Genomic DNA, 18983 nt, shown 5'->3' with positions numbered 1-18983 from the left:
TCTCTGTCGCGCCATACGAAATGTGGGTGAGAGTAGGGGTGAACCATGCACGGGCTTATCAACCGCAGTTTCCAGAACTTCATGCGCGATAGCTACGGGCGCGAAAAGTGGCTCGAAGCGGCGGCACGGGCAGGGGTAAGCCCGCCCGACTTCGAAGCGATGCTGACCTACGATGATGCGCTGACCCCCAAGGTGCTGGACGCGATGGCCACGCTGCTGGACAGATCGCGGGCCGATCTGATGGAAGATATCGGCATCTATCTGGTCACCCACCCGAACACCGAGGCGGTGCGCAGATTGTTACGCTTTGGCGGGGTCACCTTCGAGGATTTCCTGCATTCGCTGGACGACCTTCCCGACCGCGCGCGCATGGCGGTGGCCGATCTGCATCTTCCGGCGATCGAATTGCACGCCCATGGCGCGGGGCGCTTCAGGCTGATTTGCGCCTGCCCCGTGGCGGGGTTCGGGCATCTGATGGCCGGTGTTCTGCGGGCCATAGCGGACGACTACGGCGCCTTGGCATTGATCGACATCGACAGCACGGTCGCCGGTCAGGAAACCGTGTGTATCCAGCTGGTCGAGGCGGAATATGCGGACGGTCGTATTTTCGAACTGGGCAAGCGTGTCTCATGATGTCGTGGGCTGCGAATACGAGGGTATTGGATATCCTGTGTCCGATGCATCTGGTGCTGGATGCGCAGGGCGTGATCGTACACACAGGCCCCACCATCCAGAAGCTGCGCCCGGACCTGCCGCTTGTGGGGCGGCCGTTTCTCGACACTTTCGACGTGCTGCGCCCGCGCGGCACGACCTCGATGAAAAGCCTGCTCAATCTGCGCCACAACAAGCTGCATCTGGAACTTGAGGGCCACCCGCCCGCCAAGCTGAAAGGGGTCATGGTCTGCGGTGGCCATGGCCGCCATATCGTGAACCTGTCTTTCGGGATCTCGATCCTTCAGGCGGTGCGGGATTACGCGCTGACGAACGCCGATTTCGCGGCCACCGATCTGGCGATCGAAATGCTCTATCTGGTCGAGGCGAAAACCGCCGCGATGGAGGCGTCCCAGAAGCTGAACGAGCGCCTGCAGGGCGCCAAGGCTGCGGCGGAGGAGCAGGCCTTTACCGATACGCTGACGGGCTTGCGCAACCGCCGCGCGCTCGACCAGACGCTGGAGCGCCTGATCCACGCCAGGGGAGCCTTTGCGGTGATGCATATCGATCTCGATCACTTCAAGGCGGTGAACGACACGCTGGGGCATGCGGCGGGCGACCATGTGCTGCGGGAGGTCGCGAAGGTGATGCTGGAAGAGACCCGCAAGACGGATGTGGTGGCGCGTCTCGGTGGTGACGAATTCACCGTCGTTCTGCCGGACGTGGGCGATCTGGACGTGCTGGAGCGCGTGGGCGAGCGGATCATCGCGCGCATCGAAAGGCCGATCCCGTTCAACGGGACCGATTGCAAAATCTCGGCCAGTATTGGCACGGTCTGGATACAGGGCAGCCTTGGCGCCACCCGCGAGAGCGTGCTGGAAGACGCGGATATCGCGCTTTACGCCTCCAAAAAGAAGGGCAGGGCGCAGCAGACATTCTACACCCCCGACCTGAGGCGCGGCGCAGGCATCGCCGAGCCGCCGTTGGAGACGGGCATCAAGCGCCACTAGGGCCTGCGACCCAAATACATCCTGTGCTGCGGAAATCCTTCTCCCGCGCTGCCCGCACTGGACCGGTTCGGCGGAATTCCGTAATGCCGAAGGGATGAGCAATCGGCCCTCTCTTCTTACCCGGCTGCGCCGCCGGATCTCCGAGCGGAAGCGAAGACGCCGCTTTGCGCGTGCGCTGGAACATGTGCACGGCGATCCATCCGATGTTGGCTCAGGTGACGTGCTGGCCATCGTGCTCGTGCGGAACGGCATGTACCATCTGGACGCATTTTTCGACTATTACCGGCGGCTGGGGATCAAATCCTTTGCTTTTGTCGACAACGGATCAACCGACGGCACCTGTGCGCGGATCGCGCGGGAGCCGGGGACGGTGATCGACCGCGTGGCGCTGCCACTGGCGCAGTTCGAGGATCTGATGCGCGCCTATCCCGCGCAGACCTACGGGGCGGACCGGTGGTGTCTTTATGTCGATATGGACGAGCAGTTCGATTTCGAGGGGCGTGACCGGATCGGCCTGTCCGGCCTGATCGGCTATCTCGAGGGCCGGGGCGACACCGCCCTGATGGCGCAAATGCTCGAGATGTTTCCCGACGCGCCGCTGTCCGAAACGGCGCACCTCGACTTTGCGCAATCGCTGGAACGGTTCCGGTTCTACGACACCACGACGATCGACCGCTTCGATTATCACAGTCCGGATATCCCCTTCGAAGCGCTGTTGCGCGACAATACCGTGCCGTCGGCGTCCTTGCAGTTCTACTTTGGCGGGGTGCGCGGGCGGGTGTTCGCAGAGGCGTGCTGCCTGACCAAACACCCGCTGATCTTCAACGGGCCGCAGGTCCGGCCCGCGCCGCATCCGCATCTGTCACAGGGGGTGAAGCTCGCTGATTTCAGCGCGGTGATCCGGCACTACAAGTTCGCGGGCAACAGCGCCGCGCGCGATCGCGCACAGGCCGCCGGCCTTGCCCATGGCGAGGACCGCGCGCGCCTTGCCGTGCTGGAGGAGACACCCGATGTGTCGCTATATGCCGACAGCGCGGCGCGCTGGACAGGCATCGACGCGCTTTACGAGGGCGGGTTTCTGGTCCGCTCGGACAGCTTTACCCGCCACATCGCCCAAGTGTCGCAATGAGCGTTGCAGCGGTGGTGATCGGCCGCAACGAAGGCGCACGGCTGATTGCCTGCCTGCAAAGCCTGCGCGGCCTGTCGCCCGTGATCTACGTCGACAGCGGATCGACCGACGGGTCGGTCGCAGCGGCCAGGCGGCTTGGCGCGACCGTGGTTGAGCTGGACATGACCCAGCCCTTTACCGCGGCGCGGGCGCGAAACGCGGGTCTGTCCGCACTGCCGGACAGCACCGATCTGGTGCAATTTCTGGACGGGGACTGTGTGCTCGACGCAGGCTGGATCGCCACGGCGCGGCAGTTCCTTCAGGGGCATCCCGAGGTGGCGGTCGTCTGCGGACGCCGGCGCGAGATCGCGCCGGATGCCTCCGTCTACAACCGGCTGATCGACCGCGAATGGGATACGCCCCCAGGCGCCGCAAAGGCCTGCGGTGGGGACGCGCTGATGCGGGTTGCGCCGTTGCGCGGTGTCGGCGGCTACCGCGAAAGCCTGATCGCGGGGGAGGAGCCGGAACTGTGCGTTAGGCTGCGTCAGGCGGGGTGGGGCATCTGGCGGCTCGATGCGGAAATGACGGCGCATGATGCGCAGGTCACGAAATTCGGCCAGTGGTGGCGCCGGACGGTGCGCGCGGGCTACGCCTTTGCCGAAGGGGCAGCGCTTCATGGTGCAGCGCCCGAACGGCACTGGGTGCGCGAAAGGCGCAGGGCGCTTGTCTGGGGGGCGGGCGTGCCGCTCGTCATCGCTGGTGCCGTGCTTGTGGCTGGTCCGGTCGCGTTGCTGGGGCTGCTGGTCTATCCGGTTCAGGTCTTGCGCCTTGCACGGCACGGCGGCTGGGCGTGGGCCTTTTTCACCGTTCTGGGCAAGTTTGCCGAGGCGCGCGGCGCGCTGGGCTATCTTACCGATCAGATGCGGAACAGGCGGCGCGGGATCATCGAATACAAGTGATCAGCGCTGCCGCAGCGCCTGTACTGTCAGGCGCGGCAGGATCGCGAAACATCTTGCGTAGCGCGGCACCATGCGGCGCGGGCTTTGCAAGGCGCGCCAAAACCACTCCAGCGAAACCGCACGCATGATCCGCGGTGCGCGCACCTGATGACCGGACAGAAAATCCAGCCCGGCCCCCACGGAAGCGAAGCCGACCTGCGGGCAGCGACCGCGTGCGAAGGCTGCGAATATCTCCTGTTTCGGGGCGCCAAGTGCGATGAAGCACAACCGCGCACCGCTGGCGTCGAGCGCATCGCAGATCGCGCCCGCCGCGTCCGACACGGGATCGAAGCCGAAGGCGGGCGCGTGGATATAGGACACCACCAGCCCCGGCACGGACTGCTGCAATGCCGCCTGCGCGCCCTCCAGCGCATCCTGCGTGCTTCCGATCAGCGCGACAGGCACATCCATCTCGGCGGCGGTATTGCACAGCGGGATGACCAGATCGGACCCCGGCATCAACGCCACAGGGCGGCGCGCCAGCCGCGACAGCCAGACAACCGGCCGCCCGTCGGCCACCACCAGATCGTGGGCGCGGTAGGCGTCGGCAAAGGCCTGATCGACAGGCAGTTTTGTGAGGTGATCTAGGTTCAGCGTGGCCAGCGCGAATCCCTCTTTCCGGGCAAAGCGGTCGCGGATCACCTGAAACAATCGCGTGGCTGACGCGATATTGACCTCGACCGCTGAACGGCCCTGTCCGAATTTCACCGCCGCACCGTGCACGGATGCCACAGAAAGGCCCCGCCGCAGGGTGTTGAATTGGATAAAAGTTCAATCATATCTGATGTTTGCGGGTTCTCTTTGGGCGGCGCGCGTCTGCGTTTGGGGGAAACTAGCCTGATGACTTGAACCGGCCAAGAGTGTATTTGAAGGAACTCACGCCGTCACAGGAAAACGATGCCCAACGCGATTGCATATCTGATGCTGGCGATCTGGCCTGCGGTCTGCCTTGTGCTGTTCCGCAACCTTCGCGTCGAGCGGGCGATCATCTGGTCGATCCTCGGCGGGTATCTGCTTTTGCCACCGCTTGCGGAATTCAATCTGCCGCTGGTGCCCGCGCTGGACAAGGTGTCGATCCCCAACATCAGCGTTCTGGCGATCCTGCTGTTTGCCACTGCGCATCGGGTCAGGCTGGTCCCCGAAAGCTGGCTTGCGCGGATTCTGGTGCTTTTGCTGGTGCTCTGCGCGGTGCCAACGGTGCTGACCAACCGCGAACCCATCCTGTTCGAGGTATTGCGCGACGCCGATCCGATCCTATTTCTGGTCGACGCTTTGCCGGGCCAGTCGGTGCGCGACATCGGGTCGGTCCTGATCGCACAGACGCTGACGGTCGTGCCCTTCCTGATCGCGCGACAGTTCCTGAGCAGCGAGACAGGATTGCGCGAATTGCTCGTGGCGCTGGTGGCGGGGGCGCTGTTCTATTCGGTGCCCTCCTTCTTCGAGATCATGGTGTCACCGCAGACGAACATTCTGGTCTACGGGTTTTTCCAGCACAGCTTTGAACAGACCATGCGCGCGGGCGGCTTTCGCCCCATCGTGTTTCTGCCCCACGGTCTGTGGCTGGCGATCTTCGTATGCACCGCGCTTATCGCTTCGGCGGCGCTGACACGTCTTGCGCCTGCGATAGACCGGTGGAAGTTGGTGCTGGTGACGGTATTCATGCTGGTGTTCCTGCTGTTGTGCAAAAGTGCCGCGTCCATTGCCTATGGTTTGGTCCTGCTGCCCGTCGTCCTATTTTTCCCGCGCCGCTGGATGATCTATCTGGCGACGGCCATGGCCATCGTCGCGGTGACCTACCCGATGCTGCGCAACTTTGGCGTGATCCCCACGGACGAGATCGTGGCCGAGGTGCAGCAGCTTAATCCCGCGCGGGCGGAATCGCTGGAATACAGGTTCAACAACGAGGCGCAATTGCTTGAGCGCGCGGCGGAAAAACCGGCCTTCGGATGGTCGGGATGGGGCCGTAGCCTCGTGCGCGATTCCGAAACCGGCGAGATCATGACGATCCCCGACGGGCGCTGGATTATCGTTTTCGGGACCTTCGGCTGGTTGGGATATCTGGCCGAGTTCGGATTGCTTGCCCTGCCTCTTTTGCTGCTGACCTGGCGCATGCTGCGCGACCGCAAGGCGGCGGTTTCGCCCTACATCGGCGCGGTGTCGCTGGTTCTGGGTGTGACAATGACGGATATGCTGCTCAATGCCACGCTGACGCCTTTCATCTGGCTGGTGGCGGGGGCGATTCTGGGCCATGTGGAACGTCTGAGCCCGCGACCGGTGCGGACCCGCAAATACGCTTTTTCCGCCGATCCTGTCATCGGCGCGCCCCGCAAGCTGAGCCAGCGCACGCTGCTGTAGCCGTCTGCACCGGGCTGCGGCGCGGTCCGCAGAATGGGTCGATTCTGGAAAATATGGCAGGATTGTAATCAATGCGGCGCCAATGAACGTGGATGCGTGGGACTGTTGTGCTACTGTGGTCGCAGGACAGCCCTTGAAAATGAATGATGTGTCAATGAAATAAAGGGTGTAGCGGGCTGTTCCTGGTTTCCGGGTTGCGGAAAACTGTAGGGAAACAGCCGCTTGTTTGGTAGGTAACGATGGGGGCTCCAGTCTGAGCAATTGTGGACGACGGGGTGATACAGCATGATCAACACGGGTCGCGAGAGCAGTCGCGCGGATGAAGATATTGCCATCGTCGGAATGGCCGTGAACGTGCCCGGCGCGGGGTCTCTCGACGCCTACTGGGAAAATCTGCGCAGCGGTATCTCCTCGATCCGGAAATTGAGCGAGCAGGAGCTTCTTGCGAACGGTGAAACGCCCGAAGCCATCGCGCGGCGCAACTACGTTCGCGCTGCCGCCGATCTCGAAGGGTTCGAGACTTTCGACGCCGATTTCTTCGGCTTCTCGCCCAAGGACGCGGCGATCCTCGATCCCCAGCATCGCAAGTTCCTCGAAGTCGCGTGGGAGGCGATGGAACAGGCCGGCCACGTGCCCGAGACCGTGCCGGGCCCGATCGGCGTCTATGCGGGCTGCGGCATGGGCAGCTATTTCTATTTCAATATCTGCTCGAACCCCGATCTGGTCGACGATGTCGGCATGTTCCTGCTGCGCCACACCGGCAACGACAAGGATTTCCTGTCAACGCGGGTCAGCCATGTGTTCGATCTCAAGGGACCGTCGGTAAACCTCCAGACGGCCTGTTCCACATCGCTTGTCGCGATCCACTATGCCGCCGCTGCCCTGCGCGCGGGCGAGGTCGATATGGCGCTGGCGGGAGGGGTGACGATCGAACTGCCGCAGGGTCGGGGGTATCTGTTCAAGGAAAACGAGATCCTGTCGCCCGACGGTGAATGCCATGCGTTCGATCACCGCGCACAGGGAACCGTTTTCGGCTCGGGCGCGGGGTGTGTCGCGCTGAAGCGTTTGTCGGATGCGCAGGCGGACGGCGATCACATCTGGGCGGTCATCAAGGGCTCCGCGATCAACAATGACGGCGCGGCCAAGGCGGGATACCTTGCGCCCTCGGTCGACGGTCAGGCGCAGGCGATCGGGCTGGCGCTGGCCGCTGCGGAGGTTTCCGCCGACCAGATCGAGCTTGTCGAATGCCACGGCACCGGCACCTATCTGGGCGACCCGATCGAGGTCGCGGCGCTGACCGAAGCCTACCGCAAGCAGACCGATCGCACCGGTTTCTGTCGCATCGGCTCGGTGAAGACCAACATCGGCCACCTTGATACCGCCGCTGGTGTGGCGGGCCTGGTCAAGGCGGGTCTGGCGCTGCACCACGAGGCGATGCCGCCCTCGCTGGGGTTCGAGGCGCCGAACCCTGCCATCGCTTTCGACGGCAGCCCGTTTCGGGTAAATGACCGCCTGTCGCCCTGGCCCCGGCGGGACACGCCGCGCCATGCGGCCATCAACGCGCTAGGGGTGGGCGGAACCAACGCGCATATGATCCTCGCCGAAGCGCCCAAGCGGGCCGCATCGGAAGAAAGCGATTTTCCCTTCCATCCGCTGGTGATCTCGGGCCGGTCGAAGGCGGCGCTCGACGCGAATACCGCAGCGCTCGCAGCCTATCTGCGCGCCAATCCCGACGTCGATCTGGCGGATGTGGCCTATACCCTGAAACAGGGGCGTCGCGGTTTCGCGCGGCGTCGTGTGGTGGTTGCCGAAACCGCCCTCGAAGCCGCCGATCTGCTGGAGGCAGGCGATACCCGCCGCGTCTTTACCCACGACGTTCTGGGCGATGACCCCGAAGTCGTGTTCATGTTCCCCGGCGGCGGGGCGCAGTACCCCGGCATGGCCCGCGATCTTTACGAGACCGAACCGGTCTTTGCCGATGCTATGGACCGCGGGCTCGATCATCTGGCACCGCAGCTTGAGTATGACATCCGCGCGCTCTGGCTGCCCGAGGAGGCGGACGCGCCAGCGGCGGCCGAAAAGCTCAAGACGCCCTCGGTGCAGCTGCCGCTGATCGCGATCACCGAATATGCTCTGGCGCAGCTGTGGATGTCCTGGGGCGTGCAGCCCGCGGCGATGGTCGGGCACTCGATGGGCGAGAACGTCGCCGCCTGTCTGGCGGGCGTGATGCGGTTCGAGGATCTGATCGATTTGGTTCTCCTGCGCGGGCTGCTGTTCGACAGCGTGCCGGCGGGCGGTATGCTCAGCGTGCCGGTGTCGCGGGCCGCGATCGAACCCTACCTTGCAGAGGATCTGGACATCGCGTCGGTGAACGGTCCCGAACTGACCGCCGTGTCCGGTCCCGATGCCGCACTGACCGCGCTGGCCGCCCGCCTTGCGGCGGACGGGATCGACAGCCAGCGCATCGCCATCGACATCGCCGCGCACAGCCGGATGCTGGATCCGATCCTCGCTGAGTACCGCGGTTTTCTGGCTGCCCTCGATCTGAAGGCCCCGCAGATGCCGTTCTGGTCCAACCGGACGGGAGAGCGGATTACATCCGAGCAGGCGACCGATCCCGACTACTGGGTCGAACAGCTGCGCCATACCGTGCATTTCGCCGATTGCATCGACAGCCTGTCGCGCGACAGCGCCCGGGTGTTCCTCGAGGTCGGGCCGGGCAAGGCGCTGTCGTCGCTGGCGCAGATGTCACCCACGGTCAAGCCCGCGCAGGTGCTCAGCACGCTGCGCCACCCGGACCAGAGCATCGCGGACGATGTCTATTTCATGGGGATCATCGGCAGGCTCTGGGCCTGCGGGGTGGAGGCGGACTGGGCGCAGATCTGGGGCGAGGCGCGCCGCAACCGCGTGGTGCTGCCGACCTACCGTTTCCAGCGCAGCGCCTATTTCATCGAACCCTCGGTTTCGGTTGCCGAGGCACCCAAAACCGCGCTGGCGCGGATCGACGATATCGCCGATTGGGGCATGGTGCCCGCGTGGCGCCCCGCCTACGCCGATGTGGACGCGGATCTCGAGGCCGCGATGCAGTCGGTGGCGGGGCAGAACTGGCTTGTGTTCGCGGATGCGGACGGTCTGGCGGATCCGGTGATCGCACGTCTGCGCGCCGCCGGTGCGCGGCTCAGCACTGTGCACGCGGGCGACGGCTACGCCGATCTGGGCGAGGGGCGCTATACGCTTGCGCCCGAACAGGGGGGCGATGGTTATGTCGCGCTGCTGGGGGCCCTGGCCGCGCGCGGTGCGCTGCCCGAGCGGATCGCCCATTTCTGGCTGGTCACTCAATCGCAGGATTTCCGACCCGGCAGCAATTTCTTTGAACGTAACGTCGAACAGGGCTTCCTGAGCCTTCTGTGGCTTGGAAAGGCGCTGGCCGATCTCGACGATATGCCTGAGTGCCATCTGACGGTGCTGACCAATGGTGCTGCCCGTGTCGGCGACGAAGGTCTGGCGCGTCCCGAAAAAACGATGATTAGCGGCCCCTTGGGCGTGATGCCGCGCGAAATCGCGGGCCTGACGGCGAGCACGCTGGACCTCGTGCTGCCGGAGCCGCCTGTGCAACGGGGCTTTTTCGCGCGCAGCGAACCGGTCAGTCTCGAGCCGCTGGTCGCACCGGTGCTCGAAGAGCTTCTTGCCGCGCCTTCGTCGGACAAGGCCGCGCTGCGCGGGGCGAAACGCTATGTCGAACGCCTCGGTTCCCGTCGGCTGGGCACGGTCGAGACACCGGTATTCGAGCGTGGCGGCACCTATCTGATCACCGGGGGGTTCGGCGGCATTGGCCGGACGGTCGCAGCCGATTTGCTTGCACGTTTCGACGCGCGCGTCGTGCTGCTCAGCCGCACGCCCATTCCCGCGCGGGAGGCGTGGACGGATATCTTGCAGAACAGACCGGCAAGCGATCCGACCGCACGGCGCATCCGCGCCATCGAACGCCTCGAAAGCATCGGCAAGGGGCGCGTCGATGTGCGCACGGCGGATGTCATCAACGTCGCGCAGATGCGCCGTGTCATCGACGGATTGCAGTCCGAAGGCCGGATCAACGGTGTCATCCACGCCGCCGGTGCGCTGGATGACCAGCCGCTTCTGGCAAAGACCCAAGAGCAGGTCGATGCCGTGCTCGCGCCGAAGGTTCTGGGCCTGCGGGTGCTGGAGCAGTTGCTGCCGGACGGTGCTGTCGATCTGATGGTGCTGTTCTCGTCCACCTCGACGGCTGTCCGGGCCGCGGGGCAGGTGGATTACGTGGCCGCGAACGAATACTTCAACGCCTTTGCCAAGGCGCGGCAGGGCGGGCAGACGCGCGTCACGGCGGTGAACTGGGGTGTCTGGTCAGATGTGGGCATGGCTGCCGAAGCGGTGGGGGCGGCGAATGTCGATGTGCTCCCGCCCCGCCAGATTTCGGCGCCGCTCTTGCAGACGCAGCAGTCGCTCGAGGGCGAAACCCGGTTCGCCGCGACGCTGACATCGCGGGACTGGGTGCTGGACCAGCACCGTATGACCGACGGCCTGGCGGTGATGCCCGGCACGGGCATGGTCGAAGCCCTTGCCGAGGCCGCGCGCGGCGCTGGCGCGGGTTTCCCGCTGGCGCTGAATGATCTGTATTTTCTGCGCCCGCTTACCGCGCCCGAAGGGCAGGACAGGCACCTGCGGATCAGCCTGCGGCGGGATGCAGCTGGCGGCTATGACGCACAGCTGCGCAGCGACTGCACGCTTGGCGGCAAGGCGGGCTGGCAAATCCATGCGGAGGCGCGCATCGCTCAGGGAGCACAGGCCGCGCCCGGGCCGGTCGATCTGGACGCGATCCGCGCGCGCCTCGGGCCGGTCGAGCGGTCGGACGACCGCCTGACCACCCCGCAAGAGGCGCATCTGGCCTTCGGGCCGCAGTGGCACGTCCTGCGCGCGCGCCAGTTCGGCGATGCCGAGGGGCTGGCCCATCTGCGTCTGGACGGCGCGGCGGACGACGGGCACGTCCTGCACCCCGGCCTGCTGGATCTGGCAACCGGCTGGGCCGTAGCACTGGCGCGCGATTACGATGCAAAGGACCTCTGGGTTCCCGTCTCCTACGGAGAGATCGTCGTCTACGCACCGCTCGAATCCGAAATCTTCAGCCACGTCCGGCTGTGCGGCAGCACCGGAGAAGCCCGTTTCGACGTCACGATTACCGACACCGATGGCCGCGTTCTGGCCGAAGTGCGCGACTTTGCCATGACGCGCCTGTCGGGTGGGTTTTCGGCGCAGGCCGCGCCGTTGACCGCCGCCGAAGTGCTGTTCGACGAGGCCGGCGACGATCTCGACCGCCCGCGCAGCGAGGCGGAGGAGCGGCTGGCCTATACGGTGGCCCAGGGGATCACTGCCCGCGAAGGGCCGCAGGCGCTGGAGCGCGCGATCGCGGTCGGTGCGCCGCAGATCTTCGTGTCGTCGCTGCCGCTGGAGGGGTTGATCGCGCAGGCCAACCAGCCGCCCCGTGTCGCGCAAGCGGGTCAGGGTTTCGAGCGGAGCGACCTTGAAGGTTTTGTCGCCCCGCGCAATGCGGTCGAGGAAAAGCTGGCGGCGATGTGGTCGCAGCTGCTTGGCGTCTCGCCCGTCGGGGTCGAGGACAGTTTCTTCGATCTCGGTGGGCATTCGCTGATCGCGGTCCGGCTGTTCGCCGCCGTCAAACGCGAGTTCGGTGTCGAATTCCCGCTGTCGATCCTGTTCGAGGCACCGACGATTGCCCAGATCGCGGCGCGGATCGGCACGGGTGATGCCGCGCAGACCACCGATGGCGCCAAGGATGAGACTACCGGCACGTTCGAGCATCTGGTCGCCCTCAATGCCGTGGATCCCGGCCGTGCACCGCCCATGTTCATCGTGGCGGGCATGTTCGGCAACGTCCTGAACCTGCGCCATCTGGCGCTGCAATTCGGTGGGGACCGCGCGGTTTACGGCGTGCAGGCCCGCGGCCTTGTCGGCAGCCGCGCGCCGCATACGACGGTTGCGGATGCCGCTGCGGATTATCTGAAGGAAATCAAACGCGTCCAGCCCGAGGGCCCCTATCTGCTGTCGGGCTATTCCGGGGGCGGGATCACCGCCTACGAAATGGCGCAACAACTGCACCGCGCCGGAGAGCGTGTCGGCGTTCTGGCGCTGCTCGACACGCCGCTGCCGGTGCGGCCCGCGCTCACGCGGCGCGACAAGGCGATCATCAAGCTGGCGGAATTGCGCAGCAAGGGGCCGCGGTATCTGGCCGAATGGGCGCGCAACCGCATCGCGTGGGAGCGTGAGAAACGCGCCGGTGCAGGCACCCCGCAAGGCACGGCGCCGGGGGCGGAGTTCAACAATCTCAAGGTGCAGGAAGCATTTCTGGGCGCGGTCGGTGCCTATGAGACGCCGCAGTGGGACGGTCCGATGACGCTGTTCCGCCCGCCGCTCGATCTGCATTGGAAGGTCTCCGCCGGAGCGTGGGTCAGTTCCGAACGCGAGTATGTGCTTGAGGACAATGACTGGCGCAAACATGCCCCCAACCTTCAGGTGGTCGAAGTGCCGGGCGATCACGTCAGCATGGTCCTGTCGCCCAACGTCGTCGTGCTGGGGGCCGAGCTGCGAGAGATCATCGCAGAGGCGCTGGCAGGCGAAGAGGGCGTGCCGCAGGCAACGGCGGCGGAGTAGAGGCAATGGCATCACCACGGGTTCTTTGCGTCCTGCTGAACTACCGGACGCCGCAGATGACATTGCGCGCGGCCGAGGCGGCGCTGGGGGATCTGCGCGGTCTGGGCGCGGAGATGGTGATCGTCGACAATGCCTCCGGTGACGGATCGGCCGAGATGTTCCACCGCGAGGTCGCGGCGCGCGGCTGGGGCGCGGAAGGTCTGGTGCGGGTAATAGAATCCTCCGTCAACGGCGGCTTCGGCGCGGGCAACAACATCGGCATCCGGGCAGGGATGCGTGACGGGAGCAGCCCCGACTATGTCTACCTGCTGAATTCGGACGCGTTTCCGGATCCCGGCTGCATTGCAACGCTGGTCAGCCACCTAGAAAACCACCCCGATGCGGGGATCGCGTGCAGCCACGTGCGCGGCGAGGACGGGATGACCCACACCACCGCGTTCCGCTTTCCCAGCATCGCGGGCGAGTTCGAGGGCGCGGCGCGTCTTGGCGTCGTCTCGCGGCTGCTGGCGGATGCGCGGGTGCCGATCCTCGACATCGCGGCCACCCGCGAGGTCGACTGGAGCGCCGGGGCCAGCATGATGCTGCGCCGCGAGATGCTGGACCGGATCGGCCTCTTTGACGAAGCCTTCTTCCTCTATTTCGAGGAAACGGATCTGTGCCTGCGCGCGGCGCGCGCGGGATGGCGGTGCTGGTATGTGACAGAGGCACGCGTGGTGCATATCGGGTCGGTGTCGACCGGCATGAAGACGCGCAGCCGCATGCCCGGGTTCTGGTACGATTCGCGCCGCCACTATTTCATCAAGAACCACGGGCGCCTGTATGCGGCCATGGCATTGCTTGCGCATCTGGCGGGCGGAATACTCCACCGTCTGCGTACGGGGCTGGCAGGCCGCCGTCCGCAGGATCCGGCGTGGTTTTTGCGTGATCTGCTTGCCCACGCTACAACGCCCTATCGCCTCAATCGGGAGGACCGACCATGACTGCACTTTTCAATCCGTCCGCTTTTTCCTGCGTCATCGCGGGGGACGAATCGCTCACGATTGCCTGTGCCGACATGATCGTGGCGGGCGGGCATCATGTTGCGGCGGTCGTCACCCGTGACGCCGATGTGCGCGCCTGGGCCGAAGGGCAATCGGTGCCTGTCTTCGCGCGCTTTGCCGATCTGGCAGGGGCGGACCGGTTCGACTGGCTGCTCAGCATCGCGAACCTGCGGATCATCCCCGGCGATGTTCTGGCCCTTGCCACCAAGGGCGCGGTCAACTTCCACGATGGTCCGTTGCCACGGTATGCGGGTCTGAACACCCCGGCATGGGCCATCGTCAACCGCGAACGCCGGCACGGCGTCAGCTGGCACATGATTGAGGGCGGCGTGGACGAGGGCGACCTGCTGGCGCAGGAACTGATCGACATTGCCGACGGCGAGACCGCGTTTTCGCTGAACTCGAAATGCTATGCGGCGGGCATGGAAAGCTTCGGCCGTGTTCTGGCGCAGCTTGAAACCGGCACGCTTGAACGGACGCCGCAGGACCTGAGCCAGCGCAGCTATTTCGCGCGGGACGACCGGCCCGCGCCGCTGGGGCTGATCGATTTCACACAGAGTGCCGCCGCGATCGACGCGCTGGTGCGGGGCCTTGATTTCGGCGGATACTGGAACCCGCTCGGGATCGCGAAAATCGCCTTGGACGGGGCGCTTTACACGGTTGCGCGCGCCGAGGTGGCGGATGGCGCCGGACCCGCAGGGCAGGTGCTGTCATCTGAAGCCGATGCGTTGGTTGTGGCCTGCGCCGACGGGGCCGTGCGTCTTGGCGGGGTGGCGGCGCTGGGCCACGGTCAGCCCCTGCCGCAAAGCGGCGCGGTGCTTGATCCGGTCGCGGAAGATGCCGGTGTCTTGCAGGATCGGCTGTCGGCGGACGAAGGATACTGGCGCAGCCGGCTTCTTGCCATGGATCCGCTGCCGGTGCCGCTGGCGCAGGGCAGTGCTTCGGGCATCCGGAGCGAGCGTCGCTGTGCCATTCCGGCGGGCGCCGACGCGATTGCGGCGCTGACCCGGCTCGCGCTTTTGGGCGCAGGGCAGGGTGATGGTGATGTGGCCTATGCGGTGACGCCCATTGCTGCGGGCCATGGGAGCGACTGGGTGCCACTGCGATGCGGGGGGGATCTTCCGGCGCAGCTGTCGCGCATCGAGGCTACTGCCGGTTTCCCGACCGACCTGCCGGCGCGCGACCCCGCGATCCCCGCCGCGCGTCCCGCATTCTGCATCGCTCAGGCGCCTGTCGACGGGGCCACGCTGACCGCAGTCGTGGCGGGAAGCGAGATCGTTCTGCACGGCGACAACGGGCTGCTGTCGGCGCAGGCGATGGATCTTCTGGCGGCGCGGCTCGACCATCTTCTGGCGGGCAACGACGGGATGCCTGCGTCCGAACGCAGTCTTGCCACCGAGCAGTGGAATGCCACCGCGACAGAATACGACGCGACCCCGATCCACGCCGCTTTCGAGGCGCAGGTCGCGCGCACGCCGGATGCGACGGCCCTTGTTTTCGAGGACCGCAGCATGAGCTATGCGGCGCTCAATGCGGCGGCGAACCGGCTGGCGCATGTCCTGCGCGCGCGCGGTGTCACGGTCGGCACGCCCGTGGGGCTCTGCGTGGCGCGCGGCCCCGATCTGCTGGTGGGCGCGCTGGGCATTCTGAAGGCGGGCGGAGCCTATGTGCCGCTGGATCCGGCCTATCCCGAAAACCGCATCGCGCATTATATCTCGGACAGCGGCGCTCCCGTGATCGTCACGCAATCCGCGCTGGCCGCATCGCTGCCGGAAAGCGATGCGCAGCACCTGTTGATCGACACGGATCCCGACATTGCCACCGCATCCGATGCCAACCCTTCGGCGGGGGCAACGGCGGATACGCTGGCCTATCTGATCTATACCTCCGGTTCGACCGGAACGCCCAAGGGCGTGATGGTCGGTCATGGTAATGTGGCCAACTTCTTTGCGGGCATGGACCAGCGGATCGCTTATGACGCGGGCGATGCGTGGCTGGCGGTCACGTCGCTCAGCTTTGATATCTCGGTGCTCGAACTGTTCTGGACGCTCTCGCGCGGGTTCAAGCTGGTGCTGGCGGGCGACGACAGCCGGACCGAGCTCAGCCGGGGTCCGATCGCGGTGTCGGATCGCAAGATCGACTTCAACCTGTTTTACTGGGGAAATGACGACGGAGCGGGGCCGGCAAAATACGAATTGCTGCTCGAAGGTGCCAAATTCGCAGACGCGAACGGCTTCAACGCGGTCTGGACACCGGAGCGGCATTTCCATGCCTTCGGCGGGCCTTATCCCAATCCGTCCGTAACCGGCGCGGCGGTGGCTGCGGTCACCAAGACCCTTTCGGTGCGGGCGGGCTCTTGCGTGGCGCCGCTTCATCACCCCGCGCGCATCGCCGAGGAATGGGCGGTGATCGACAACCTGACGAACGGACGAGCGGGTCTTGCCATCGCGTCGGGCTGGCAGCCGGATGATTTCATCCTGCGCCCCGAAAACACGCCGCCCCAGAACAAGCCCGCGATGTATGACGCCATCGACCAGCTGCGCCGTCTGTGGCGCGGCGAGGCGGTGGAGTTCCCGACCAAGGACGGCAGCCCCTTTGCGGTGGTGACCCAGCCGCGCCCGGTCTCGGCCGAACTGCCCGTTTGGGTTACGACGGCGGGCAATCCCGAAACGTGGAAAGAAGCGGGCCAGATCGGTGCAAACGTGCTGACCCACCTTCTGGGACAATCGGTGGCCGAGGTGGGTGACAAGATCAAACTCTACCATGCGGCGCTGCGCGAGGCCGGACATGATCCGGCGGATTTCACTGTCACGGTCATGCTGCACACCTATCTTGACCAGACGCGCGCGCGCGCCGAGGAAATCGCGCGCGGCCCGATGAAGGACTACCTGCGCTCTGCCGCCGGCCTGATCAAGCAATACGCCTGGGCCTTTCCGGCGTTCAAGCGTCCCGAGGGGGTCAAGAACCCCTTCGAGGTCGATCTGGGCAGCCTCGGGGACGAGGAGATGGAAGCGATCCTCGAATTCGCGTTCCAGCGCTATTTCAACGACAGCGGCATGTTCGGCACGGTCGCGGACGGCGTGGCCCGCGCGGAAGAGCTCAAGCGTATCGGGGTCGATGAAATCGCCTGTCTGATCGACTACGGCATTTCCGTTCCTCAGGTGATGGAAGGGCTGAAGCCGCTTGCCGAGGTGTTGCAAAGGACCAACGCGGGCAGCAGCCTTGAAGACGACGATTTCTCGCTCGCCGCGCAGCTGGTGCGCCACCGGGTGAGCCATCTGCAATGTACGCCGTCGATGGCGCAGATGCTGGTGATGAACGACGAAACGCGGCACGCCCTGTCCGGCGTCAAGGCGCTGATGGTGGGCGGAGAGGCGCTGCCGGGCGCCTTGGCCGACGATCTGATGCAGGCCACCGGCGGGACGGTGCAGAACATGTACGGCCCGACCGAGACAACGATCTGGTCGACCACGCAGATGGTGACGCGGGCCGATCCGGTGGCCGCCGTGGGCACACCCATCGCCAACACGCAGGTCTACGTTCTGGACGCTGGGATGGCGCCCCAACCTGTCGGCGTCGCGGGGGAATTGCTGATCGGTGGTGACGGGGTGACCCAAGGCTACTGGAACCGGCCGGAGATGACTGCCGACCGTTTCGTCCCCAATCCTTTCGGGGAGGGGCGGCTTTACCGCACCGGCGATCTGGCGGCGTGGCGGCCCGACGGCACGCTGTCCTTCATGGGCCGTGCCGATGATCAGGTGAAAATCCGTGGCCACCGGATCGAGCTGGGCGAGATCGAGGCGGTTCTGTCCAACCAGCCCGGCGTGACGCAATCGGTCGTCATCGCGCGACAGGGGCAGGGCGGGGCGCAGCTTGTGGGATATGTGACAGGCTCTCCGGCTGGCGAGGATGCCTTGCTGGACGCGTTGAAGGCGCGCCTGCCCGAGATCATGGTGCCCGCGCGGATCGTGACGATCGACCGGATGCCGCTGACCCCCAACAAGAAGATCGACCGCAAGGCGCTGCCCGAGCCGCAGCCGAAACATGCGGCTGAACAGGCTTCCGCAGCGCCTGCGCAAAATGAAACCCAGGCGGCGATTGCGGCTGTTTGGTCTGCAATCCTCGGGGTCGCGCAGGTGCGCGCGTCGGACAACTTCTTCGCGCTGGGCGGGCATTCGCTGCTGGCCGTGCAGGCGCACCGCGACATCAGGGCGGCGTTGGGGACGGACCGTTTGTCGATCACCGACATCTTCCGCTTCCCCACGCTCGAAGCGCTGGCGCGCCACATCGACGAGGGCGGGGCACCCGCCGCCGCGGCGCCCGAAGAAACCTCTCCCGCAGCCGAAGAGCGGCGCGAGACGATGTCGAAGCGCCGTGCAATGCGCGCGGGCCGCACGAAAGCGGGAACGTGACGCCGGACCGCGAGCTGATCCAGGCGCTGACGCAATCGGTTCTGCCCGATGGCATTGCCGTTGCGGCCAGCGATCCGACGGAACGGCCGGAAGCGGTCCACAAGGACGAGGCGGGGGCCGTTGCCGTTGCGGTCCCGGCGCGTCAGATTGAGTTCCTCGCTGGCCGTGCGGCGGCACGCGAAGCCATGATCGCGCTCGGCGCACGGCCCGAACCGGTTCCCATGGGGCCCGACAGGGCGCCGATCTGGCCGCGCGGCCTGACCGGCAGCATTTCGCACACCGCCGATGCCTGTGTTGCGGCAGTCGGCAATTCCGACGACTGGGCGGGGATCGGCGTCGATCTCGAAACCGCGGCCCCGCTCGAGCGCGGGCTGGAACACGAGATTTGCACAACGGCGGAACGCGCGTGGCTCGACAGCGAGGATCCCGCCTCGCGTGGCCTGCTCGCCCGACTTATTTTTTCCGCCAAGGAAGCCGTCTTCAAGGCGCAATACCCCCTCAGCCGCGCCTTGTTCGGCTTCGAAGTGATCGAATTGCGCATCGAACGCGAGGACAGCCGGTTCGAAGCGACGTTCCAAAGTGCGCAGGGGCCCTTCGACGCGGGGCGGATTTTGACCGGTTCCTATTGCCACGCCGCAGGCGTTCTTGTCACCGCGGTGGCCATTGGGCAATCTGATGGCACGGTCTACGCCGCAAGCAGGAGGTGACGG

Annotated in this window: 10 protein-coding genes; 9 read left to right on the top strand and 1 reads right to left on the bottom strand. The window is 65.7% G+C overall.

Annotation, left to right across the window (positions count from 1 at the left end):
* The first annotated feature begins 45 nt into the window (after positions 1-45).
* From ABMC89_RS06570 to ABMC89_RS06555, 4 genes are all read left to right on the top strand, one after another.
* Positions 46-633: a heme NO-binding domain-containing protein gene (locus tag ABMC89_RS06570; protein ID WP_349566427.1), complete on the top strand. Its 588-nt coding sequence runs from the start codon at positions 46-48 to the stop codon at positions 631-633.
* Entirely contained in the window at positions 630-1661 is a 1032-nt protein-coding gene (locus tag ABMC89_RS06565) for a diguanylate cyclase domain-containing protein (RefSeq protein ID WP_349566425.1), read from the top strand. The genes ABMC89_RS06570 and ABMC89_RS06565 overlap by 4 nt, the downstream gene beginning before the upstream one ends.
* A gap of 94 nt (positions 1662-1755) precedes the next feature.
* A complete protein-coding gene (locus tag ABMC89_RS06560; RefSeq protein ID WP_349566423.1) occupies positions 1756-2790 on the top strand; it encodes a glycosyltransferase family 2 protein in 1035 nt (344 codons plus the stop codon).
* Positions 2787-3728 carry a glycosyltransferase family 2 protein gene (locus ABMC89_RS06555; RefSeq protein WP_349566421.1) on the top strand — a complete coding sequence of 314 codons (942 nt, stop codon included), beginning with the start codon at positions 2787-2789 and terminating at the stop codon, positions 3726-3728. The genes ABMC89_RS06560 and ABMC89_RS06555 overlap by 4 nt, the downstream gene beginning before the upstream one ends.
* Here ABMC89_RS06555 and ABMC89_RS06550 read toward each other — a convergent pair whose 3' ends face one another.
* Positions 3729-4499, bottom strand: a complete 771-nt coding sequence (locus tag ABMC89_RS06550) for a WecB/TagA/CpsF family glycosyltransferase (protein ID WP_349566419.1) — start codon at positions 4497-4499, stop codon at positions 3729-3731.
* Between the two features lie 165 nt (positions 4500-4664).
* Here ABMC89_RS06550 and ABMC89_RS06545 point away from each other — a divergent pair, with 165 nt between their 5' ends.
* The 5 genes from ABMC89_RS06545 (at position 4665) to ABMC89_RS06525 (ending at position 18980) form a co-directional block, all read left to right on the top strand.
* Complete coding sequence (locus ABMC89_RS06545; RefSeq protein ID WP_349566417.1) at positions 4665-6122, top strand: hypothetical protein; 1458 nt, start codon at positions 4665-4667, stop codon at positions 6120-6122.
* Positions 6123-6407: 285 nt separating this feature from the next.
* Positions 6408-12821: a type I polyketide synthase gene (locus tag ABMC89_RS06540; RefSeq protein WP_349566415.1), complete on the top strand. Its 6414-nt coding sequence runs from the start codon at positions 6408-6410 to the stop codon at positions 12819-12821.
* Positions 12822-12826: 5 nt separating this feature from the next.
* The gene (locus ABMC89_RS06535; RefSeq protein WP_349566413.1) at positions 12827-13801 is read left to right on the top strand and encodes a glycosyltransferase family 2 protein; all 975 of its coding nucleotides are present in this window, start codon (positions 12827-12829) and stop codon (positions 13799-13801) included.
* Positions 13798-18273, top strand: coding sequence for a MupA/Atu3671 family FMN-dependent luciferase-like monooxygenase (locus ABMC89_RS06530; RefSeq protein WP_349566411.1), 4476 nt, complete (start codon positions 13798-13800; stop codon positions 18271-18273). The genes ABMC89_RS06535 and ABMC89_RS06530 overlap by 4 nt, the downstream gene beginning before the upstream one ends.
* Positions 18270-18980, top strand: coding sequence for a 4'-phosphopantetheinyl transferase family protein (locus ABMC89_RS06525; protein WP_349566409.1), 711 nt, complete (start codon positions 18270-18272; stop codon positions 18978-18980). Before ABMC89_RS06530 ends, ABMC89_RS06525 begins: the two co-directional genes overlap by 4 nt.
* Positions 18981-18983: the final 3 nt, after the last annotated feature.

It is taken from the genome of Sulfitobacter sp. HNIBRBA3233, assembly GCF_040149665.1.
GTDB classification, from domain to species: domain Bacteria; phylum Pseudomonadota; class Alphaproteobacteria; order Rhodobacterales; family Rhodobacteraceae; genus Sulfitobacter; species Sulfitobacter marinivivus.
This window is presented reverse-complemented; position numbering and strand designations above follow the sequence as displayed.